Annotated in this window: 18 protein-coding genes and 6 pseudogenes; 11 read left to right on the forward strand and 13 right to left on the reverse strand. The window is 57.7% G+C overall.

The genetic code is table 11. The features are described 5' to 3' along the window. Position 1: 1 nt before the first annotated feature. The 4 genes and pseudogenes from R6U53_RS02800 to R6U53_RS02815 all read left to right on the forward strand — a co-directional run bounded on the left by R6U53_RS02800 (position 2) and on the right by R6U53_RS02815 (position 3,341). Positions 2-1,699, forward strand: a complete 1,698-nt coding sequence (locus R6U53_RS02800; RefSeq protein WP_410320849.1) for a glutamate synthase-related protein — start codon at positions 2-4, stop codon at positions 1,697-1,699. Further along, positions 1,674-2,177, forward strand: a complete 504-nt coding sequence (locus R6U53_RS02805) for a hypothetical protein (protein WP_410320872.1) — start codon at positions 1,674-1,676, stop codon at positions 2,175-2,177. The genes R6U53_RS02800 and R6U53_RS02805 overlap by 26 nt, the downstream gene beginning before the upstream one ends. A gap of 237 nt (positions 2,178-2,414) precedes the next feature. Next, positions 2,415-2,781: pseudogene (locus tag R6U53_RS02810) on the forward strand (hypothetical protein). Continuing rightward, positions 2,778-3,341: pseudogene (locus R6U53_RS02815) on the forward strand (hypothetical protein). Before R6U53_RS02810 ends, R6U53_RS02815 begins: the two co-directional pseudogenes overlap by 4 nt. Before the next feature lie 180 nt (positions 3,342-3,521). On the opposite strand, the gene R6U53_RS02820 reads toward R6U53_RS02815, so the two are convergent. After that, positions 3,522-4,007 carry an ArsR family transcriptional regulator gene (locus R6U53_RS02820; protein ID WP_410320850.1) on the reverse strand — a complete coding sequence of 162 codons (486 nt, stop codon included), beginning with the start codon at positions 4,005-4,007 and terminating at the stop codon, positions 3,522-3,524. A 115-nt stretch (positions 4,008-4,122) separates the two neighbouring features. On the opposite strand from R6U53_RS02820, the gene R6U53_RS02825 reads away from it, so the two are divergent. Further along, complete coding sequence (locus tag R6U53_RS02825) at positions 4,123-4,905, forward strand: hypothetical protein (protein WP_410320851.1); 783 nt, start codon at positions 4,123-4,125, stop codon at positions 4,903-4,905. A gap of 155 nt (positions 4,906-5,060) precedes the next feature. On the opposite strand, the gene R6U53_RS02830 is transcribed toward R6U53_RS02825, so the two are convergent. From R6U53_RS02830 to R6U53_RS02850, 5 genes and pseudogenes are all read right to left on the reverse strand, one after another. Continuing rightward, positions 5,061-5,573: a DUF3368 domain-containing protein gene (locus R6U53_RS02830; protein ID WP_410320852.1), complete on the reverse strand. Its 513-nt coding sequence runs from the start codon at positions 5,571-5,573 to the stop codon at positions 5,061-5,063. Then, positions 5,574-5,864, reverse strand: coding sequence for a UPF0175 family protein (locus R6U53_RS02835; RefSeq protein WP_410320853.1), 291 nt, complete (start codon positions 5,862-5,864; stop codon positions 5,574-5,576). 160 nt (positions 5,865-6,024) lie between these two features. Continuing rightward, a complete protein-coding gene (gene bcp / locus R6U53_RS02840) occupies positions 6,025-6,492 on the reverse strand; it encodes a thioredoxin-dependent thiol peroxidase (protein WP_410320854.1) in 468 nt (155 codons plus the stop codon). Between the two features lie 74 nt (positions 6,493-6,566). After that, positions 6,567-6,977: pseudogene (locus R6U53_RS02845) on the reverse strand (DUF234 domain-containing protein); the annotation flags it as partial. 176 nt (positions 6,978-7,153) lie between these two features. Continuing rightward, complete coding sequence (locus R6U53_RS02850; protein WP_410320855.1) at positions 7,154-7,873, reverse strand: SDR family NAD(P)-dependent oxidoreductase; 720 nt, start codon at positions 7,871-7,873, stop codon at positions 7,154-7,156. Between the two features lie 191 nt (positions 7,874-8,064). Between R6U53_RS02850 and R6U53_RS02855 the strand changes: the two genes are divergently transcribed. The 3 genes from R6U53_RS02855 to R6U53_RS02865 all read left to right on the forward strand — a co-directional run bounded on the left by R6U53_RS02855 (position 8,065) and on the right by R6U53_RS02865 (position 10,656). After that, a complete protein-coding gene (locus R6U53_RS02855; RefSeq protein ID WP_410320856.1) occupies positions 8,065-8,829 on the forward strand; it encodes a pirin family protein in 765 nt (254 codons plus the stop codon). A 180-nt stretch (positions 8,830-9,009) separates the two neighbouring features. Next, entirely contained in the window at positions 9,010-9,165 is a 156-nt protein-coding gene (locus R6U53_RS02860; RefSeq protein WP_410320857.1) for a GIY-YIG nuclease family protein, read from the forward strand. Between the two features lie 480 nt (positions 9,166-9,645). Beyond that, complete coding sequence (locus tag R6U53_RS02865) at positions 9,646-10,656, forward strand: NADP-dependent oxidoreductase (RefSeq protein ID WP_410320858.1); 1,011 nt, start codon at positions 9,646-9,648, stop codon at positions 10,654-10,656. Positions 10,657-10,733: 77 nt separating this feature from the next. On the opposite strand, the pseudogene R6U53_RS02870 reads toward R6U53_RS02865, so the two are convergent. The 4 genes and pseudogenes from R6U53_RS02870 to R6U53_RS02885 form a co-directional block, all read right to left on the reverse strand. Beyond that, a pseudogene (locus tag R6U53_RS02870) lies at positions 10,734-11,201 on the reverse strand (IS6 family transposase); the annotation flags it as partial. A 169-nt stretch (positions 11,202-11,370) separates the two neighbouring features. Beyond that, positions 11,371-11,676 (reverse strand): acetone carboxylase subunit gamma, encoded by a 306-nt coding sequence (locus R6U53_RS02875; protein ID WP_410320859.1) that lies wholly within the window; start codon positions 11,674-11,676, stop codon positions 11,371-11,373. Then, positions 11,673-13,676, reverse strand: a complete 2,004-nt coding sequence (locus R6U53_RS02880; protein WP_410320860.1) for a hydantoinase B/oxoprolinase family protein — start codon at positions 13,674-13,676, stop codon at positions 11,673-11,675. The genes R6U53_RS02875 and R6U53_RS02880 overlap by 4 nt, the downstream gene beginning before the upstream one ends. Positions 13,677-13,678: 2 nt before the next feature. Continuing rightward, positions 13,679-15,781 (reverse strand): hydantoinase/oxoprolinase family protein, encoded by a 2,103-nt coding sequence (locus R6U53_RS02885; protein WP_410320861.1) that lies wholly within the window; start codon positions 15,779-15,781, stop codon positions 13,679-13,681. Between the two features lie 124 nt (positions 15,782-15,905). Here R6U53_RS02885 and R6U53_RS02890 point away from each other — a divergent pair, with 124 nt between their 5' ends. Together R6U53_RS02890 and R6U53_RS02895 are read left to right on the forward strand one after the other, a co-directional pair. Further along, on the forward strand, positions 15,906-16,907 hold the full coding sequence (locus tag R6U53_RS02890; protein WP_410320862.1) for an LLM class flavin-dependent oxidoreductase: 1,002 nt from the start codon (positions 15,906-15,908) through the stop codon (positions 16,905-16,907). A 123-nt stretch (positions 16,908-17,030) separates the two neighbouring features. Beyond that, entirely contained in the window at positions 17,031-18,095 is a 1,065-nt protein-coding gene (locus R6U53_RS02895; RefSeq protein ID WP_410320863.1) for a phosphotransferase family protein, read from the forward strand. A 732-nt stretch (positions 18,096-18,827) separates the two neighbouring features. On the opposite strand, the pseudogene R6U53_RS02900 reads toward R6U53_RS02895, so the two are convergent. Together R6U53_RS02900 and R6U53_RS02905 are read right to left on the reverse strand one after the other, a co-directional pair. Continuing rightward, a pseudogene (locus tag R6U53_RS02900) lies at positions 18,828-19,043 on the reverse strand (metalloprotease family protein); the annotation flags it as partial. A 292-nt stretch (positions 19,044-19,335) separates the two neighbouring features. Next, a pseudogene (locus tag R6U53_RS02905) lies at positions 19,336-19,461 on the reverse strand (transposase); the annotation flags it as partial. Positions 19,462-19,553: 92 nt separating this feature from the next. Here R6U53_RS02905 and R6U53_RS02910 point away from each other — a divergent pair. Continuing rightward, on the forward strand, positions 19,554-20,657 hold the full coding sequence (locus tag R6U53_RS02910) for a DUF4330 domain-containing protein (RefSeq protein WP_410320864.1): 1,104 nt from the start codon (positions 19,554-19,556) through the stop codon (positions 20,655-20,657). 479 nt (positions 20,658-21,136) lie between these two features. Here the strand turns inward: R6U53_RS02910 and R6U53_RS02915 are convergent. Continuing rightward, the coding region (locus R6U53_RS02915; RefSeq protein WP_410320865.1) for an undecaprenyl-diphosphate phosphatase at positions 21,137-21,476 on the reverse strand (340 nt) is incomplete at its 5' end.

Raw genomic sequence — 21,476 nt, forward strand, 5'->3', positions numbered from 1 at the left:
GGTGAGTCCATCCGACACCCGCCCCGAACAGGTCGCCGCTTGGAGTGACCTCGCCGACCGCGAACCGACACACGTCCGGGTCGAGGGCGTCGATCTCGTCGTCGTCCGATACGGCGATGAGGTATCCGTTCTATATGGACGGTGTCTCCACCGCGGTGTGCTCCTCGGGGACGGCCACGTCGAGGGTGATAACCTCATCTGTGGCGTCCACGGCTGGGACTACCGAGTCGACACCGGCATCAGCGAGTACGATAACTCCGAGGTGTTAGAGGATTTCTCCGCATGGATCGACGAGGACGAGGACATCGTCTACGTCGACGCAGCCGAAGTGGCCGCCTGGGCGACAGACAATCCACAGCCCTACGACGACCCCGAGCCCGGGGACGGCGGCGACGGGGCGATGCGAGGGTCCGCCGACGACATCGATGGCGGCGCCGTCGACCCGGAGTTCTACGGTGAGCCCGACGACGAGACGGAACCGTACTCCCACTACATTCAGACGCTGGCCCAACAGGGGCCCGAGGGGATCGGCGAGCACGGCGGCATCTCCGCGATGGGTGTCCCGCGCGCGGAACTGCCGTCGTGGGACGACCTGCAGATCCTGACGGCCCAACTCGCCCGAACGCCGCTCGACGACGAGGCGGCCGTCGATACGGAACTGGTGATCGGCCCGAACGCGGAGACCCCGCTGCGGCTCGACATCCCGATCTTCGTGAGCGACATGAGCTTTGGTGCGCTCAGTGAGGAAGCGAAGATCGCGCTCTCGAAAGGCGCAGACCGGGCGGGTACCGGCATCTGTTCCGGGGAAGGCGGCATGCTCCCCGAGGAGCAGGAAGCGAACTCCAGATACTTCTACGAGTACGCGACGGGGAAGTTCGGCTGGGAGATCGACCTCGTCGAACGAGTCCAGGCGTTCCACTTCAAGGCCGGACAGGGCGCGAAAACGGGCACCGGCGGCCACCTCCCCGGGGAAAAAGTCCAGGGACGAATCGCCGAGGTCCGCGATCTCGAACCGGGGACGGACGCCGTGAGTCCCTCGCGGTTCCACGATTTGGAAACGCCCGAGGACTTCGCCGAGATGGCCGATCGGGTGCGCGACGTCGGCGGTGGCATCCCGATCGGCTTCAAGCTTTCCGCCCAGCACGTCGAGGCGGATATCGACTTCGCACTCGACGCCGGCGCAGACTACCTCATCCTCGATGGCCGGGGCGGTGGCACCGGCGCGGCACCGGACGTGTTCAAGAACAATATCTCGGTGCCGACGATGGCCGCGCTCGCCCGTGCCCGCCGTCACCTGGATGAGCGCAACCGGTCGGACGTTACGCTCATCGCAACGGGCGGGCTTCGGACGGAATCGGATTTCACCAAAGCGATGGCGCTGGGCGCCGACGGCGTCGCGGTCGCCAATTCGGCGATGCAGGCTATCGGCTGTCTCGGCATGCGAGCCTGTGACTCGAACAACTGTCCGGTCGGGATCGCCACCCAACGGGATGATCTCAGAAACCGGCTGGTTATCGATTCGGCCGCTGACGGGTTGCAGAACTACTTCGAGGCGACGAGTAAACTGATGAACGTCATGGCCCGGGCCTGCGGCCACGACAGCCTCTCGGGATTCGAACGCCGGGATCTGACGACCTGGAACAAAGACATCGCCGACCTGACCGGCGTCGAGTATGCCGGTGTCGGGCACGATCGGTAATCCCCTCGGCAGCGGCGACATCACGACCATACGTCTCGTCCATCACCACATCACGACCATACGTCTCGTCCATCACCGCCACACCGTCATGCGCATCCGCACAGGCGAGCACCGCGACGTCGGCGTCGCTGAGGGCATCGTTCGTTTGGAGCCGCGACGAGAGCGGAGTCGTCTCAGTCGTGATGATATCGAGCAGTCCGTCGTCGACGCTTCGCTCGATGCGACGGGCGTCGGGATAGCCCGCTTCGAGACCAGTCGTGAGGACGTTCTCATAGACACGTTCGGGGACTACACACGACGCTTCGAGCTGTTCAAGAAGTACCACCCGATCGACTTTTACAAGATAAATGAGCGGCGTCGCGTCGAAGACCCACATTCACAGCGCCTCGAGATCCGCGTCGAGGTGCTCGGCGGCCACCCAGGTGATATCACGCTCCTTGGCAAGCTGAGCGAGATCCCAGATGGACATCCCTGCTAGCTCAGCCTCTAACTCATCAGGGACGCGCGGGGAGGTCGTTCCCATAGCGTATACAATGTATGCACTGCGTACACTGCTTCGGCGTGTTAACTGACTCCGCTGGCTCGTGACTCCCAGCCTTTCAGGTCGGGCAGGATGTCATCGGCGTGACTGATTGGTTGATCGAACCAGTCGATCTGCAAACGATGCGCATTCGATGAACGGATTATCAATCCATGTGCATCATTTGCACATACGATGGGTGCGAGTGACGATCCACGACGGGGGCATTTCCAATCGCCGGAGTAGCTCGTCGATCGGCTTGATGCGATCGCGGGGCTTTTCGACACGGGTCGAACAGATCTACTTGTGGAGGCCATTCGCGAGTACATCCAAGAGACCGCCGATAGCGAGACGGTCCAAGAGTTGGTCGCGACGAAATACGACGACAACCAGCTTGCGTTCGAGACGGTCAAACAGTTGGTCGGCGCCGAAACAGCCCAACGGCTCCGTCTCCTCAAGCGGGATCTCGACGACGAACCGCTCGATCTTGCCGCCCCCTGACGACCCCGATATCTACGACGACGACGCGACGGCAGTCAACACCGCTGACGACGATCGATGAGCGGTCCACCACTGCGGACGGTCGTCGCTGACACGAGTGCACTGGTCGGTCTCGCCGTCCCGCATGCGGACGCGAGCAGCGCCGCTGCTCCGGATCCACTTCAGTATCTACTCACCCCGTGTGACGTGTCCGTACCACGGAACGTTGTCGTGGAACTCCGCGATATCGCGCGGTAGCAGGACATCCACGGTGCCGCAGCGAATACCGTCCTCTCGGCTCGCGACCGCCGCACGATCGAGGATCCCTGCGAACAAGACGATACGCCGAACTCACGACCGACCTTCGGTCTCGATGATGGGGAGACCGACGGCATCGTCCTCGCGAACGCACTCGATGTCGACGGATTCCTCACCGACGAGTTCGGCGGGACAAACTTCCCACTCATCCACGCGGTACTCCAGGGGCCACCTATTGTGCCAACCCCACGACTCATTTGTGAGTACGCGCGGAATGGATATCTGATAGACGAGGAAGCTCAGACGCTGTTGGCGACGATTCGTCCACACCACAGCTGGGGCAATAGCACCTACGTTGCCCAGTTGCGAGCCCGTCTCGAGTGACTTCGAGGGATCTCCAGCGACCGCCCTGAGCAACAGGTGGGATGCCCTTTCTGTGGCAGTGTGGCTCGAGTCAACGTCGGTTCACAGCGTCTGTCAATAACTGACCTATACTGACGCAGCCGGTGACTATCTTTCTCCCGAAGAAGATAGCCTGACGGCACCACGAGCGTCGTGTGAGCACTACTGTTCGGGGCTGGCGTCGACGGCGTCGAGATCGGGTTCGTCGAACTCGAGTGCATCCGTCACAGCTGCTGGAAGCGTCGGGCGCGGTGCCGCTTCGTGGCGTCGTACTCGCTCTGATTTGTCCGTCTCCTCGTAGACGGCCCGTGCGATGGGGACGCCCCGCAAGAAATTATGCTCGTAGAGAATCTCGACTCCCCGCTCGGTCGGGCCCCAGAACTTCGAAGGGAGATTCCGCGTCGACGCATTCGGTTCGTGAACGTAGACATCAAGAATGCCAGCATCTCGCAGCGTCTCGAGTTGGTCGAGGATGGCGGCCTCGTTCTTCGGGATCATATAGTCGAGTTCGGCCAACGACACGAGATGAGCTGGATGGCCGAGGATCAACTGAATAATGAGGTGCCGTGTCTCCTGTGAGAACAGCTCACGCATTCGTTGCTGCTCTGCGAAGGAATCCTCGAAGCCCTCCGAGGCCGTATCGCTCATGTCCCACCGTAGCATTCTCGGCGGCATAACGGTTTGGGTCAACTGAGTCAATAAAAGTAGTATTTTACTGAGTCAATGAGAAACGCCTATCACCCAGCCGGTTGCGTACTAGCGTATGGGTGGTCCGTCCGTTCCGCCGAACGCGGGCAAGATCATGGCGGCCGTCCAGCGAGCGCTACGGGGGCTCGACGTTGGGTCCACGGAAGCGACCCGAATTCTGTCGTGGGCAAATAGTGAGACACCGGCAATCTATGACCGCGACCAGACCGCCTACCTCGTCCTCGGAAGTTATCGTGATCCGTATTTACGACGTGTCCGAACTGTCTGTGATCGATTGAACCGCCGATATGGAACGTACGCATTCCTCATCGGCGATCTCGTTGATATCGATCTCCCGCGACTACCGGAATTTCGCGTGAAATTTCACATCACGGCGACGCTCAGTGACTACGTCGCCGCCGTCTTCGAGCAGGACGCGGGTGGCGAAGTCAACGAACTCGGCAAACTCGGTGAAACTGAGTACTTCGAGAAAGCGTACGTCCTCCCCCGTGCCTACCACTGGGAAACGGAAGCGAATCTCACAAACAGGCGTGCAGTACTCGCTGCCGGGGCGCAACTCATGGCTGCCACGGACATCGATGGGGAGGCGAAATCTACAGCACTCGAGGCACTCGTCGACCGGGCGAATCAGGCGGGCGTGGATATTACCGTCGATACCCTGCAGAGCGAACTCAAGGAACAGGGGATCGAGGCGCCGTCGTACAGTTGGGTTCACCTGAACGACTTCCGTCTCTTCGAACTGCACGGACGCTGCTACCCGTGGACGACCAACGAAGAGTTACTCGACGCAACGGACGGGCTACCGGGGTCGCCCCGACCGAATTGGGAACAACAGTAAAGAGAGGATTTTGGGGTCGTGTTTCCTGGTCGTCGTGATACGTGAGATGCTCTGTCGCAGCGAAGAGAAAACCTAGGCCGAGATTGAAACCTTCGGACCATTACTCGACAACGGGCGTGGGATAGCGTCCGTAGAACGTCCGACGGCGATTTCAGTCAGTCGGCGAGTGACTCGAGTTTCCGCACGATCTTCGCGTACATATCGGGCGCGCAGTACCATCCCTTCTCGATCATCGCGTCAATCACGGTTCGTGCCTCCTCGACACTGATCGCATCCTGTTGTGTGAGTTTCAGGACGAGATATGCTGTGCTACGGGTTGTAATCCCCTCGGCAGCGGCGACATCACGACCATACGTCTCGTCTATCACCGCCACACCGGCATGCGCATCCGCACAGGCGAGCACCGCGACGTCGGCGTCGCTGAGGGCATCGTTCGTTTGGAGCCGCGACGAGAGCGGAGTCGTCTCAACTGTAACAATATCGAACAGATCGTCGTCGACGCTTCGCTCGATGCGACGGGCGTCGGGATAGCCCGCTTCGAGACCAGTCGTGACAACTTCTTCATAGACACGTTCGGGGACTACACACGACGCTTCGAGCTGTCCGAGAAGTATCAACCGATCGACTTTCGCAACATAAATCAGCGGCGTCGCGTCGAAGACCCACATTCACAGCGCCTCGAGATCCGCGTCGAGGTGCTCGGCGGCCACCCAGGTGATATCACGCTCCTTGGCGAGTTGCGCGAAATCCCAGACGGACATCCCTGCCACCTCGGCCGCTTTACTGAACGTGATCGTTCCAGCTGCGAGTTGATCGAGAGCCCGTTCGCGTCGCCACTCCTCGAGGCCCTCCGAGAGCAGCTTGCGAACGGCCGTACTCCGGTCGAGCTTCTCGTCTTGGAGATACGCGTCGAGTTCGGCTTCTAACTCATCGGGGACGCGTGCCGAGATCGTTCCCATGTCGTATACAGCGTATGCGATGCATACAAAGGCTTCGGCGACTCGACTGACTCCGGTGCCCGGCGGTCATATCAATCGCCAGAATTTGCCGATATATGATTGCTATCCATGATTGACCCACGCTTTAGCAGTTAGTGCAGCCGAACCGTACGGCCTCAAGCTAACATGTCGCGTCGTCGATATCCGCGAGTATCTCGTCGGCGTGTCCCTCGGGTGAGACACCCTCGTACGTCTGGGTGATCGCGCCGTCGGCATCGATCACGTAGGTGTTCCGAAAGACGCCGTCAAACGTGTTGCCGAACATCTTTTTCTCGCCGTAGGAGTCGTATTGTGTCGCCACCTCGCCGTCTTCGTCGCTGAGGAGGTCGAACGGGAGCTCGTAGTCAGTGTGGAATGCCTTGAGGTCCTCGACCGGATCGTCACTGATGCCGAGAACCCCTATTCCCTGTTCGGTGAACGCGTCCCACGAATCTCGGAAGCCACAGGCCTCCGTGGTACAGCCTTCCGTGTTGGCTCTCGGATAGAAGTACACGACAACCCGCTCACCCTCGAATGCAGCGAGGGAAACGGAGTCACCATCTTGATTCGGCAGTTCGAACGCAGGGGCCTGCTCGCCCACGGGAAGCATACGTGTTGGTATCGCTGGGTGGTGGCATGAATTCGTCGACGGCCGTGGACCGGCGCATGAAACCACTTTGCCAATTACGGTGATTCGTCGCCGGCTGAAAAGAGGTGACCGAGTTTATCAACATTGATACGCGACCAGTTTACGTCGAGGTCTTGCGTAAACCCATCGACGAAGCCGCTTTTCGAGAACAGCGCGAACTCCTCCGCACGGTCACTGAGACCCCACCGAACGTTGTCTGCCTTTTTCGGAAGATCGTCGGCGAGTGACTTCCCGACCGGTTCCGAAGTACATTTACATTCAGCAAACAGGATTCGGTCATCGTTCGGTGCCAATCCCGCGATCTCGCTCTCGTCTTCACCGTACCACCACCGTCCAACGTCCGAATATGGCGGGAACTCTCCACGGCGGATGAACTCCCAGACGGCCTCCTGGCAAACGTCTTCGAACGTGGTTGCGACGTGATCCGGAAGCTCCGGAACGATGGTTTCGGCGCGATCGAACGGGCTACTGTCGTCAGTATACGGTTCGGTATCCGTCTTCCAGCCCCCGGCCACGAGCATATTCCGGCCCATAGCGCGGTATATGGGCTTCCCGCGTACAGTCCTGCTGTCCGGTCGCACTCATCCGGCACACCCGGTGCGTGTCTCCACTGGGGGGACGGTTAGATAAACTCGGAGTTCTGCGGACCGTTCGTGATGTGTATCTCGAACGGCTGGGTGCTGCTGTCGTCCTGTTCGACGAGGTGCCAATAGGTTTCCGCCATCTCGTCGGGGTTGAGGTACGTCTCGTCGCCGCGGTCGGAGAACCGCTCGCGGACGCCCGGCGTGTCGATCTGTCCGTCGATGACGACGTGGGCGACGTGAATCCCCTCTGGGCCGAGTTCTTGTGCGATGTCCATCGCCATCCCACGGGCGGCGAACTTCGCAGCCGTGAACCCGATCGCTCCACCGAGGCTCCGTACTGCAGAGGTCGCGCCTGTGAAGATGACTGTCCCACCTCCCGTATCGAGCATATCGTCGACGGCTTCCTGCGAGCAGACGAACGCACCACGCCCGTTGACCGCCCATGCCTGCTCGAATTCCTCGACGCTCACGTCCATGAGCCCCTTCCACGAGGCGGCGCTCGCGTGATTCACGAGAACATCGACCGGACCGAACGCATCGCGGACTGCCTCGAATCCCGCCCGGATCTGATCGACGTCGGCGAGATCAGTCTGGACGGCAAGCCCCTCGCCGGGAGCGGCAAGGTCCTTGGCGAGTTCTTCGATATAGTCCACTGATCGAGCGAAGAGTGCGACCTTGCAGCCCTCGGCTGCGAATTTGCGTGCGAGCGATTCACCGAGTCCCGGACCAACGCCAGCGATGACCACTGTGCGCGTCATACATCCCATACTCGTCCATTCGTCTAAGTCGTGGTGACTAGGGAGGCTGCCCTGAGGAGACAGACACCTGCTCGTCAGCAAGCACAGCACCACCTGTAGCCCCCCGTTATTACACAGGTGCAGAGATAATGCTCCGAACAAAAGACCGGGACACAGAACCCATATAGCGGCTGAGAGACTACGAATTGGTAATGAACGACTCGCCCTCAGCCCAGACGCAGCCTCGTATCCACACGGCGCCGCGAACGGACATCTCGCAGAATCAGGGCCAATTTCGGATCCACTTCAACTTCCCTGGTCATGCGGTCCCCGACCACAGTGATCATGGCTACGGACCACTCGCAACCGTCGTCGAGTCATTCATGGATCCGGAGACGCTCATCCGGATGCACCAACATCGAAACGAGGAAATCATCTCGTGGGTACCCGATGGCGTGATGCGCCACGACGACCGGCAGGGCAACGAGCTCGTCACTGATGCCGAGCACCTGATGGTCATGAACGCCGGCAGTGGCTTTTGGCACGCCGAGGAGACGCTCGCCGACGACCCGCCGTTGCGGATGCTCCAGATTTTCGTCCGGCCGCACAGTCTCGATCTCGAGCCGACCATTCAGCACGAGCTGATCTCCGATTCAGTCGCGAACGAGTGGCGGCAGCTGTTTGGTCCTGACGGGACCGACGCGCCGCTCTACGTTCGCAACGACGTCGACTTCTACGACTGTCGGCTCGACGCCGGCACCACGACCACGCTGCCGTCTCGTTCAGGCTGGGACACTTATCTCTACGTCTTCGAGGGGGCAGTCAACGTCGACGAAGAGTCCGTCGGGTATACCGAGAGTGCGCTCGTAACCAGCGATAGCGACGTGCCCATTACCGCAACCGAGGACTCGATGCTCGTCGCGTTCGTGATTAACCCTACCGCCCCGATTACCCGACAGGGGACGATCGGCCGCTGAGACGGCAGGCATATATACGACTTTCGCGAGCGTCCCGCACCTGGTCGATTTTATTGGATTTTCTCTCTGCCACGACGAAATGAAAACTCAAACTAGAACGCCGTGAAAAAGTATCATCACCGCCTACAGTAATTTATCATCTCCAAGCCACTCAAAACGATCCCGACGAACACCGCAGGCGTGTATTGTATGTACGACCTAGATGGCAAACCAGCGTACGCTGGGAAAACAAGTGGTCTTCGTGGTCGTCTACGGCAGCATTTCATCCGACAAGATTCGAGTGTCGTTAGCTATGGCCGATTGGATATCTGGGATATCGCTGCGGTGGATTGGTAGAGAACAACGAATACAGATCATGTAGAATAAGAACTCCTCTCAAGATATCAGCTGTATCTGCATTCCGTCTCCCAAATGAGCGCGTCAAGTGGCTCGTCCGAGGTCGATCTCGATACTCCCGATGGAGCTGTCGAGTTAGTTTCTGAGGGGGAACGACGGTTCCGCTTCGAGCCGTATAACCGCTCAAAATAAGATGACTCAATACAACCTCCTCGAGGCGGCGGGGACGAGTCGGGATCGAGAGTATCGCTCGTCGATTCGGCAATCGCGTCGCCGATGTAGTAAGGGAAAAATGACTCCAAGACCTCGCGTATCTCCGTCACCAATCCTTTTCAACTCGGTGAACCCCAAGAGCATTCACGAACGATGAAACAGTTCAGGATGCAGGGGCGAAGCAGGGGTCGTACATTCGATTTCTCATCCCCAGATCAAGACGATGAGTTCCCGAAGTCTCTTTGACGCCGCGAGTGGACTAGGTGTGTGACGGATATAAATCGCGGATGGTACCTTGCAGAGCGACCAACAGGGGAGCCGGACATGGACGATTTTGAGCTTCGAGACGAAGAGATTCCAACAGCCCGCGAGGGAGAACTGCTCGTCCGCGTCAAGTATCTCTCTGTCGATCCGTATATGCGTGGCCGGATGCGAGACAGGGAGTCGTATGCGGAGCCGTGGGCTGTCGGCGATATACTCAAAGGGGGTATCGTCGGCGAAGTCCTCGAGAGCAACAGCGACCAGTACGACGCAGGCGAGTTCGTGACCGGCGAAGGAACATGGGCCGATTACAGCGTTCTCGATGCTGCGGACGTCGCCCCGGTTGACCCCGACATTGCAGCTTTACCGGCGTACCTCGGCACACTCGGAATGCCTGGTCGGACAGCGTACTTTGGCCTGCTTGAGGTCGGAGCGCCCGAGCCCGGCGACACCGTCGTCGTGTCCGGAGCTGCAGGGGCGGTTGGATCGGTTGTCGGACAGATTGCCAAACTGAACGGCTGTCGGGTCGTGGGCTTCGCCGGGACGGACGAAAAGACGGAATGGCTTACGGACGAGGTGGGGTTCGACGCGGCGATCAACTACGACGAAACCGACGACTACGGAGCTGTTCTTGAGGAAGCTGCGCCCGAGGGCGTTGATGTATACTTCGATAACGTCGGCGGTCCGATCACGGACGCCGTGTTTACGAAGCTGAATCTCGACGCTCGTGTGGCAGTCTGTGGGCAGATCGCTCACTACAACGACGAGGAGGTCCCGACGGGCCCCAGAAAGCTGCTGCAGCTCATCGCACCGCGCGCGACAGTACAGGGATTGCTCGTTAGCGACTATGCCACGCGATTCGAAAAAGCGAACGAACGACTCACGACGTGGGTTGCAAACGGTGCTCTCGTCCACCGCGAGTCGGTCGTCGACGGCTTAGAGAACGCACCGGACGCATTTCTCGGCCTGTTCTCCGGTGACAACATCGGCAAACAGGTCGTTCGAGTGGCTGAGTAGAGACACGGCCATTTGTTGGTTAATACGCGGATCTATAACTGGTGAACGGAGTTAATGCGGAACGTATCTGGGTCAGCGTTCGGCGTCTTGTCGGTTCGATTCGAGGATGACCTCCGAGAGCAGGCGTCTTTCAATGAATGCGAGCTATCGATGAGAAACAACGCATCGATAACATCGTGATTCTCGCGGAGTTCGGCTAGAAACTGCTGTGCAAGGACGCTGTTTGTTGTCGGTTCAAGCTGTGTATAGGGCAATTCGTTTGTTTCGGGATCGACAGCGGCGTACAGCCACTATTGTTCATCGGTGAGTTGACTCACGGTTTCGTCAACGGCAGCGTGATTCGGGTCGTGTCCATTTGCCGGCTGTAAATCAGCCTTGTGAACCCAATTATGAACGGTGGATCGCGCGCGTTGAACACCAAATATTTCGAGAATAAAAACAGTATTAGATAATGATAGCCCAGCAAGATGGAATTGAGTACTGAGCTTCAGCAACAGTCGCGGTGTTGCTTCTCGCTCCACAAAATCTACGTCGAACTGGGCGATACTACCGCTGAGGCGTGTGGTTTCGGGCCTAGATCACTTTGAAAACACCACGCCTCACTCTTCAATCCTTATCTGAACACCGCGGTCATAGCAGATATGTCCAATGACTAACCCTGACTATTTTGTCTCTGCTGATCATTAGTTTATTGGCGTAAAAACGGGGACGTAGCTATGATTCGATCGCGTTGAGATCAATTTCGATGTCGTGGAGGATTCGATCGCCCTCAAGCGCGAACCTGTGATCAAACAGGACGCCACAGTTCGGGCAGAACCATTGCCGGAACTCATACCCAGGATCGTCTCCGAGGATCCGCTGGGCAGGCTGGAACAGCGGCCCAGCATCAGTAACTGGGCCGGTTCGCATCGCACTGTATTCTTTGTAGTTTTGATCTGCGTTACACAGCGTCTCGTCGCATTCACTGCATCTGATCGTTTCTGCCTCTGGATCGAGTTCGAGGTATTCGTGTATCTTCATCGTTCATTTTCCTCCGCGGGAATACTGCTTTCTTCGAGTCGTTGTTCCCGAAGTGTTTCGCGGCGCTCGCTCGTTTCATCTTCAATTACGGTGGCTTCGTGGCCGTCCACCGTGAGAACGACACCGTATATCTCATTGGCTGCTGCCTCGCTTACGAGCCCGGATGCGACGTCATTAGCGACGTTGTGTGGATCTCGCTTCAACGGATCACCGTACCCCGCAGGTGTCCCGTTTCGGGCTTGAACAACGTCATTAGGCCCTTGGGCGTATTCCGTTTTTGGCGCGAACAGCTCCGGTTCTGCGTCAAATGCATCAATTGACTGTGGAATCTCTTGATTTTCTAGCCGTTTGGTCACATCCGTATCCTGAGCTACCGTATTGAGTGCTGGCGGGCCGGGATACGACCCGAGGCCGGCTGTGACGGAGGTAACACCACTGTTTCCGACAAACACGTTCTGTATCTCCTCTGTTTTATGTGGAATCCACCCATACTGCATCGTCGCACCACCTCTTTGTTGCCCCGGGGCACCGGAGTCTTTGACGATCTCCTTGTATAGATATAGGACTGGGTAATCCTGTTCGTTGTTCTCGATATTTGGCATTGGTCCCTTTGGTCCCCAGAGGTAGCCGCCGACATCAACGCCGTCTTTGTTCGGCGTTGCGCCGATGGCACCGCCCATAATATCGAGATTCATCGTCCCGTATGGATTCCCCCACTGATCAATGCCTGCCTGTGCCATCGTACTCAATGTTGGCGTATCCGTGACGATATCGCCTTTGAGTTCGGGGGCGGCAGACAGCATTCGGATCATTGCATCTTGGATCAAGCCGATCGAAAACTCGATATTCGTGGTGCCTCCTGGGCTGCATCCAGCGGGCCATTCTGCCCGATTAAGCGTCCCCGGCGTCGTATCGATCTCGATGTGGCGGAACGCACCGCTGGCCACGAAGAGTTCGTCGTACAACATGAGTGGATTGAGAACGCTCATGATTGCTGTCCGGAATCCAGCATAGCTGATGTTCATCACACCCTGGCTCTCTGCGGTCCCTTCATTCCGGAATGTGAGCGTGTCTCCTTCCTTGGTCAGCTGGATCTCAACTGGATAGACGTTGCTGTCGCCAGTCTGGGATCCTTCCATGTACTCCCGAGAACGCCACGTTCCGTCGGGGATCTTTCGGATCTTTTGGAGATATCGCTGCTCAGAGTCGTCGATTATCTGGTTCATGACCCCCTTGACAGTCTCAGCACCGTACTCGTCAACAACATCGTGGATTCGATCTCGTGTCACGCGACATCCGGCGACTTGAGCGTTGAAATCTAACCCAACCAGGTTTGGAAGCCGACTGTGTCGCAGGTACATTTGTCGGATGTCTTGGCGAACGACGTCGTCTTCGACTACTTTCGTGGGCGGGATAGGTGTCGGTTCTCCGAAGACATCATCGGCGCTCGGACAGAAGCTACCGGCGCTAATCCCACCGATATCGTACTGATGGAGTGTGTTGACGACCCAACAGAACAATTCACCATTACGGAAGACCGGAGCGAGGAAGAACACATCTGGTTGGTGAGTGCTCCCAACCCAGGGATCGTTTGAAAGATACATATCTCCAGGTTCAATCCCCGGATTCCCGCTACGGTTCTCTAGAACCCATTTCACTTGGAGTTCGGCAATGGGGGAAAAGAACTGAATATAGGGTCCCTGAAACACGACTTCTCCATCGGCGGTCAGGATTGTCGGATTAAAATCCTGTGCAAAGTACGCGACTGGCGATCCAGAGACATTCTCCAGGGTGTGGCCGTGTTCTTCATTAATCGTGTATAGTCGGTGTCTGAGGACTCGATATGTGACCGGATCTATCTCGTCTTCTGCATCGTGGTGAAGAGTCAGATCGGGATGAATATCCAACTCGTCTCTGGGGACGTATCCCTGACGGAAGTCCTCCCAGACGTCGGTGCCCTCGTGTTTCTGTTCTGCGCTTCCGTTTGGTTCGGATGACATTATTAGTTTCCTCCGATGTGTATGACAAAGTTTCCGTAAGAATCTATCTGACAGCGATCGTTCGGCGGTACCGATACTGTCGTGTTTTCCAGCCGGATGACTGCGGGCCCCTCTATGCTGCCGCCTGAAGTGATACCGTCTTCGTAATAGATGTCTGTCTCGAGATGGGTGGATTCTCGCGGCCAGAAGACTTCCTCCACCGAATCGGACGTCGTACTGCCACCAGTATCGGTCTGTCCAAGCTTCGGCTTGGTTGTATATCCGTACCCATCGATTCGGACTGCAACGAGTTCGAAGCCGCTCTCGCTGGCGCCAGCGCCCTCGCCGTACAGTTCCTCATACTTCTCTTCGAATCGAGCAATCATCCCGTCGATGTCGTCCTGATCAAGTGTACCGTTAGGCATCGGGACGGGGATCTCATGGACCTGTGCCCCGTATCGAAGGTCAGCATAGCGTTCGATTTGCGTTTCGTCTTCATCGAATCCGTTGTCATGGAGTTTCTCTCTCACTTCGTTCTCTGCTTCGTCGAACCGTCGCGTAACTTCTTCTGGGTTGAAGGGAGCTACAGTCCGAATGTTTGAGACTTCGTTCCGGTGGAGGACATCCGATGAGGAGATGCCAAGCGCAGACCACACTGACGATGCACTTCCCCCTGGAACGACGACTGTTTCGATATCTAACTGATCCGCAACCGTGGGCATATGCAGCGGACCAGCACCTCCATACGCGTAGAGGACGAACTGACGTGGGTCATATCCTCGATTGATTGTCCGCTGCCCCACGAGGTCAGCCATCTGTGCATTGGCGATCTCGACGATACCGGATGCAGCTGCAAGGGTGTCCATCCCGAGCGTGTCTGCTAGGTCTTCAATCGCTGCTTCGGCTCGCCCTACGTCAATCGAGAGACTTCCACCGAGGAATTCTTCCGAGTCTAAAAACCCTAACAACAGATCTGCGTCGGTAATCGTGGGATCTGTACCGCCTTCTCCATAGCAAGCCGGACCAGGGTCTGCGCCAGCGCTTTTCGGCCCAACCTCTAATCGGTTAGTCTCGTTGTCCACCCACGCGATAGATCCACCGCCATTGCCGATTGAATCTATGTCTATATTCCGAATCGCGTAGTCGTATTTATTGATTACGTTCGTGGCGTTGGTCAGGGGCTCTCCATCGGTGATTAATCCGACATCAAAGCTCGTCCCACCCATATCGCCAGCGATGATATCCTGATGACCGAGGTGCTCAGCGAGGAAACTACATCCGATCATCCCTGCTGCTGGGCCGGAATCGATAGTTCGGACGGGCTCTCGGATTGCGTCTGCTGCAGGGGCGACACCACCACCTACGAGCATGACAAGTAATTCGCCGTCGTACCCCTTCTGCGAAAGCTCTTGGTTGATATTGGTAATATACTCTGAGGTGATCGGTCCGATTGCCGCATTAATGGCGACAGCCGTCGTTCGTTCGTATTCACCCCATTTTGGAACCAACTGACTACTTCGCGTCAGGAACACATCATCGGCGAGTTCAGATTCGAGTATCGAAATCATCCGCTCTTCGTGATCCGACTCAAGGAACGACCAGAGGAAACTGACTCCGACCGAATCAACGTCTTCCTCGCGAAGGCTCTTGGCGATTTCGCGGGCTTGTTCTTCATCAAACTCAACGACGACGTCACCCATGGAATCAATGCGTTCGTCGATCCCGTGGACACGATGTTTTGGAATGATGGGATCCGGTTTCGTCGCATGTTGGTATCTAAGGACCTCTTCGATAGGGAGCCCACTCGTTCGACCAGGAGCCCCCCGCATCAAAAACAATACATCTTCTGTGCCACGGGTGGTAACTAGTGCCGTCTCCGATGCTTCTTCTTCAATGACTGCATTAGTACCAACAGTTGTCCCGTGTGATACTAGATCGGACGATTCAAGCAACTCCGTAGTTTGGATTCCCAACTCGGAAGCAACAGCGTCGAGGGAGTCAAAAAACCCCTGAGCGAAATTCCCTGGTGTTGACGGGACCTTCGCCTCAATGGTGTTTCCTTCCTCATCGATCACCGCAACGTCCGTGTGGGTACCACCAATGTCAACATTGCACAAGTATCCCATAGTGGGAATGAGAAATCACATAATTAGTACTTATATTTTTTTGCCGGAATAATGATAGATGGCGTAGGGACAGTCATATTACTAGGACCAAAAAATCAATATATATGATATACTAACATGTGGTATGGTCAATGTTGACAGTTTTTATTTTCCAACTGGTATCGCGGCCGCTCGGGAGTACGCACGCTTTCTTGAGGAAAGCAATTTCACGTCTATTTGGGTCGCTGACTCCCATCAGTTGTACACCGATTCATATGCGACGCTTGCCGTATGTGCTATGGAGACAGAGACTCTTGGGCTCCGGACAGGGGTTACGAACCCAATCAGTCGGCATCCATCGGTAACTGCAAATGCCATCGCTACGATTAACCAGCTATCGGACGACAGAGCTAGTATCGGGATCGGTGCGGGTGATAGCGGCGTGTACTCGATTGGAAAACAGCCAGCTTCGGTGAGCGAACTTCACAACGCAGTCGAACAGATACAGGCGCTAGTTTCGGGTGAGTCCGTTATGTTCGGCGATGAGGAATTCGCTCTTGAGCAGGCCAACGGGACCATCGATGTCTACGTCGCCGCCGAAGGTCCCGTAACCCTACGTATGGCGGGACAAGTCGCTGATGGAATCATGTTTGGCGGTGGCTCTAATCCGGAGATCATCGAAGATTTAGCCCACGAGAACTTGCGTATCGGTGCCGATCGTGCCGGACGGTCACTCGATGAGATGGAATTCGTGACGTTGACACCCGGATGCGTCGCCGATACGCAAGAGGAAGCAACGAGAAAGCTCATGCACATGCTTGAGCCAATCGCGTATCATAACTTCAGCTACTCGATGGAAAACGCTCCTAGTGAACTCCACGATGACTTGGAGGCGCTCGTCGAGGCTCACGAGTTCCGTGAACACGGCGACGAATCCGCACAATCTCCAGAAGATCTCCCACAGCGGGTACAGGAGTATCTCGGCAAGCGATGGGCCATCGCGGGGCCAGCCGAGTACTGTCGCGAGCGGTTGCGCGAGCTTGACGACGTCGGCGTAGACAGCGTGATGATCACGTTCCCGACAGGTGCACCGCTTGAGCATGCCAAGGAATTTGACCGGAAAGTCCTCCAGCCGATGTCTGAGTGAAGTCTGTAATGAGTCCCAGCTGTTCCACTCGGTACGAAGGGATGTGCGACGAAACCACGACTACTATGAATTCGGATAGGCAGCCACGTGTCTGGCCACCGATGCGACAGGGTGGTGGTACGGATGAGTGACGATAGTTACATGGACCGGATCGTCAACAAAACCGCGCTCCAGTCGTACCTCGAAATCGAACTCGGAGCGGCCGAGACCTACGAGATCGAACACCACCAGGCAGGCCACTCCAACGAAACGCTGTTCGTAACATGGGGGAATCACGAACTGGTGTTGCGGCGGCCGCCACCGGGCTCGAAAGCGGACACGGCTCACGATGTTCTCCGGGAATACCGAGTGATCAACGCGTTACAAGATACCGACGTTCGGGTGCCGAAAACGGTGCGGGCCTGTGAGGATGACTCCGTCATCGGGAGTGAGTTTTATCTCATGGAGCGAATCGAGGGCGATGTCATTCGCGAAGCGGAACCCGAGCGGTTTTCTGACCCCGACATACGCGAGCGAATCGGTGAGGAACTGATCGATCGATTGGCAGAAATCCACGCTGTCGATTACGAAGCCGTGGGCTTGGAGGAGTTCGGCCGTCCCGACGGGTATATCAAGCGGCAGGTCGAACGCTGGCACAAGCAGTTTGAGTGGGCGTTCGACGTGACTGAAGCCGAGCGAGAGGTCCCCGAAATCGCTGACATCGGAGCGTGGCTCGACGACAACATACCGGAGTCGTACCCGCACGCGCTCGTCCACGGGGATTACAAACTTGATAACGTCATGTTTGGAACGTCTATCCTTCCCGAGATCGTCGGTATCTTCGATTGGGAACTCAGTACACTCGGGGATCCGCGATTCGACCTCGCGTGGGTGCTCACCTACTGGCGGGACCCCGATGACCCCGAGCCAGCCATCCCACAGTTGATACCGACATTCACTGACCGCCCGGGGTATCCGACGAAGGCCGAACTTGTCCAGCGCTACGAGACGCAGACCGGACTCAACTTCGAGGGTGGTCGGTTTTATCGGACGCTGTCGGTGTACAAGCTCACCGCCCTGTGCGAGATGTTCTTCCGTCGGCATCTTGAGGGCAATGCCGACAATCCGATGTACCCGCAGATGCGCGAGCAGGTGCCTGAGATGGCTGCGTGGGGGTTGCGGATTATTGATGGCGAGGAGCCGATTTAGTGCTGTCGGGGATCCACATCTCCTTCACGCACCGCATCATTCGTTCTCGGCCATGTTCGCGTGCGAAAATGAGGAGCGGCGGGACCGATCGATATTCGGCTCTGAAACGGATAGCCACTATCTCCGCTGGAATGATGTACTGCTACGATTGGTCTTCGATGAGCAACGAACGGTCGAGATTACGAGCACAACAGTCTCTACGGAACTTGTAGCTGAATCACCGGAGGAGTTTTCCAGATATATCCGCAGGGAACGCGGTACCGTCCTCGGCCCTCTCACGGACCAATAGCGAGACATCATCACACAAGCAATCGAAGGGGCATACACGGAGTGTCGACCATATTCGGACGCATGCATCGAAACCCACCATTAATTGAACCCAACCGACCACCAGCTGACTACGGGCGGTCAGCCATCGTCTCGACGGGGCACGTACTTCGGAGATAGCTCCGGAGCAACGCATAGCCTAATCCGAGTGTTGCACCACGACCAGCACCGAAAGAGATCTCCGCAGTGTGTTTGTGAACGAGAATAGGTACCTGTGATCGTACCGGAGGTACCGACAGTGAGTGGCTCGACACCGAGCACCCACAGCGCCAATAGCTAACAGGATTAGTCTCCCAAACACTGCGACAGCAGCCCCCGAGAGAGCATCCCAGACGGGGCTCGTAATCGATAGTAACCGTGGACGGTCAGCGACGCGTCCGAGGATTCGAACTCCGCCTTCGTGATTCACGATTCGAATGTGGCCGGGGGAGCCCACACAATCAGGGTTATCCAGACGTCCGCGACCGCTCCCGCGGCGTTCAACGCGAGCGGGACGACCAACCATCCCCACCCAAATACGATTATGAGAGGCACACCGAGAAGCGTCAAGACGACGAGCGGCGTCAGGAGGAGGACGATGAACTGGTTCCGTGAGAATTCATGGTCAGTCGTCGCGTATCCGTACGGAACATGAAATGTGCGATTCCGACACCGTAGCGTGCCTCACCACCCTTGTACCGGATGACAAGCCCATGAAGCCACTCGTGTGGGACGATGAAAACGGTAGCCAGAATCACGATCACCAGTACGTTCAACGCGTTAGTCCACCATCGAATACTCGGTGGCGTAAACTGGAAACTTGCCGGGTATTCTGTCGTAGCCTGGTAGAGAGAACTGAACACTGCTCAACCGAGGACCATCCCGAGTGTGTTGATCGCAGTCATTTGAATCGTGATCCCTCGCGTTACTTCGAGATCTCCCAGCGGTAGCCATACTCGGTGAAAAGGCCGCTCCCCCGGTTCGTTATGAACACTGAGTACTGTCTGTGGTCGTCGTGTTCAGAGGTCTCCTTCCGCCGGTAGATGTCCGACCGCCAGTGTCTCAATCCGCCGAGGAACCAATCAGCAGACAGAACGGTTTTAATACTTCGGAAAATTGGACACACATAATGCAGGGTTCGGGTGCTGTGGAATGAACGTCATCGACGACGAGGGCAGGCTGTTCGGCGTCATCAACGTAATCGATGTACTGGTCGTGCTGTTCGTCGTTGCGGTCGTCGTCGCGGGCGCGGCGCTCGTGTTCAGCGACGACCCCGAACCGGAACCCGACGTTGAGACGACCTACGCGACGCTCGATCTCGGGACGCACTCGGATGCGATCGTCGAGGAGCTCAACGAGGGGGATACGTACGCGCCGAACGATCTCGACACGCTGACCATCACCGAGCTCCACGTCACCCCCGAAGGCAATCAAATCCGTGTCATCGCTCGCGTCGAACTCCAGGGTGAGTTCGAAAGTGGGGCGGTCAACTACGACGGGGCGCCGCCACGCTTGGGCCGATCGCTCGATATCGTTACCAACCGCTACCGTGTCGACGGGTCGATCCAGCGCGTCGGCGACTCGCCGGATCTCGACCGCGGACGGACGGACCTCGTTATCGAGGACACTGTGGATATCGACGAAGCGGAAGCGATCGTGGTTGGTGACGAGATCCTGATCGACGATCGACCGGCGGCGACGGTCGAATCGGTCACCCGCTACGGGACGAACGATCCGGATCAGGTTCGCGTGTTCGTCGGGCTCTCCGTCGAAACGCTGACCGACGGGGATACGCCAAGATACGGTTCGACGCCGATTCGTCGCGGGTCTGAACTCGTCTTTGCCGGCGATGGGTACCATCTCGATGGTCGGATTACGGGCGTTGGAACCGTCGAAGAACCGGGAACCGCCGGTACTCGGACGGTCACGCTTCGACTCGAAGGGGTACGCGACCAAGTTGCCGAGGGCATCCAGCCCGGAATGACGGAGACGACCGGTGGTGAAACGATTGCCGAAATCACCGATGTCGAAACCGAGCCCTCGAAGGTCGTGTTGACCTCCGAGTCGGGGGATCTCCGCGTTCATGACGATCCGCTCAACAGCGACGTGACGATCACCGCGGAACTCTCGATTCGGGAAACGACGACAGGCGTGCGGTTCAAGGGGGACTCGCTCAGACAGGGTGACCGCGTCACGCTCGATCTCGGCGTCACGACGATCACGCCGACGATCGAGCGCATCGAGCGCCGTCAGTGACCATGCTCGAATCCTCGCGACTCTATCGAACGACGATGGCCGTGGCGGATCGGCTGTCGACGCTCGTTCGCGGCTCGTATCTGTACCGGTGGCTCACGGCCGAGCCGGACCCGGAGGTGATCGTCATCGATCTCCGGGAGACGTGGACCGTCGGGCCGTTTATTGCGATTTTGGATCGGGTGTTTGGGGGATTGGAACGCGCGGCGGCAGGGTCGGCGCTGGTCGCACTCGCCTCGGTGGTATCGAAACGGACGCTCAATGCGCCCGTTCGCGTGGCGGGACTCGTGACGATTCTGGTCGGTATACTTGCGTTTCCGTCGGCGCTCGTTCTCGATCGAACCGCCGCGCTGCTCGTCGCCGTCGGACTGCTGGTCGTCGGGACGATCGCGCTCTTCGAGGATCGGCCGTGGGCGGAGTTGCGCGAGACGCGGCCGGTCGAACTGCTACTCGCCGCGTTCGAGCCGCCGGACCCCGCTGATCTACAGAACGGCGAGACCTCCAACGACGGCGAGCCCGCCCAAGCCGACGCAGACGAGCCAGAAGGCGACGCGGTCGACGATCGACATGAGGGCGTCGATCGTAAGGTAGCCGACGACGGCGCTGGTCGAGAGCGCGACGACCGCGACGAGCGGTGAGATACCGGGCAGTCCGCCGCCGGTCACGACGACAAGAAGCGCCGCGCCCAGACTTGCTGGGATGGAGAGCAAAAACGATAGCCGAAGCGACGCCGGCCCCTCGTAACCTCGCAACAGCATGACGCTGACCGTCGTCCCCGACCGCGAGATGCCGGGGAGGATCGTCAGTCCCTGCAGGCCGCCG

The organism is Natronomonas sp. (assembly GCF_046483325.1).
Lineage (GTDB): Archaea > Halobacteriota > Halobacteria > Halobacteriales > Haloarculaceae > Natronomonas.

What these genes read in the sequence shown, in the direction of transcription:
- R6U53_RS02805 (WP_410320872.1), top strand. Translation starts at nt 1,674, where the DNA reads ATGCCGGTGTCGGGCACGATCGGTAATCCCCTCGGCAGCGGCGACATC.
- R6U53_RS02820 (WP_410320850.1), bottom strand. Translation starts at nt 4,007, where the DNA reads ATGAGCGATACGGCCTCGGAGGGCTTCGAGGATTCCTTCGCAGAGCAG.
- R6U53_RS02825 (WP_410320851.1), top strand. Translation starts at nt 4,123, where the DNA reads ATGGGTGGTCCGTCCGTTCCGCCGAACGCGGGCAAGATCATGGCGGCC.
- R6U53_RS02830 (WP_410320852.1), bottom strand. Translation starts at nt 5,573, where the DNA reads ATGTGGGTCTTCGACGCGACGCCGCTGATTTATGTTGCGAAAGTCGAT.
- R6U53_RS02835 (WP_410320853.1), bottom strand. Translation starts at nt 5,864, where the DNA reads ATGGGAACGATCTCGGCACGCGTCCCCGATGAGTTAGAAGCCGAACTC.
- bcp (WP_410320854.1), bottom strand. Translation starts at nt 6,492, where the DNA reads ATGCTTCCCGTGGGCGAGCAGGCCCCTGCGTTCGAACTGCCGAATCAA.
- R6U53_RS02850 (WP_410320855.1), bottom strand. Translation starts at nt 7,873, where the DNA reads ATGACGCGCACAGTGGTCATCGCTGGCGTTGGTCCGGGACTCGGTGAA.
- R6U53_RS02855 (WP_410320856.1), top strand. Translation starts at nt 8,065, where the DNA reads ATGAACGACTCGCCCTCAGCCCAGACGCAGCCTCGTATCCACACGGCG.
- R6U53_RS02875 (WP_410320859.1), bottom strand. Translation starts at nt 11,676, where the DNA reads ATGAAGATACACGAATACCTCGAACTCGATCCAGAGGCAGAAACGATC.
- R6U53_RS02880 (WP_410320860.1), bottom strand. Translation starts at nt 13,676, where the DNA reads ATGTCATCCGAACCAAACGGAAGCGCAGAACAGAAACACGAGGGCACC.
- R6U53_RS02885 (WP_410320861.1), bottom strand. Translation starts at nt 15,781, where the DNA reads ATGGGATACTTGTGCAATGTTGACATTGGTGGTACCCACACGGACGTT.
- R6U53_RS02890 (WP_410320862.1), top strand. Translation starts at nt 15,906, where the DNA reads ATGGTCAATGTTGACAGTTTTTATTTTCCAACTGGTATCGCGGCCGCT.
- R6U53_RS02895 (WP_410320863.1), top strand. Translation starts at nt 17,031, where the DNA reads ATGAGTGACGATAGTTACATGGACCGGATCGTCAACAAAACCGCGCTC.
- R6U53_RS02910 (WP_410320864.1), top strand. Translation starts at nt 19,554, where the DNA reads ATGAACGTCATCGACGACGAGGGCAGGCTGTTCGGCGTCATCAACGTA.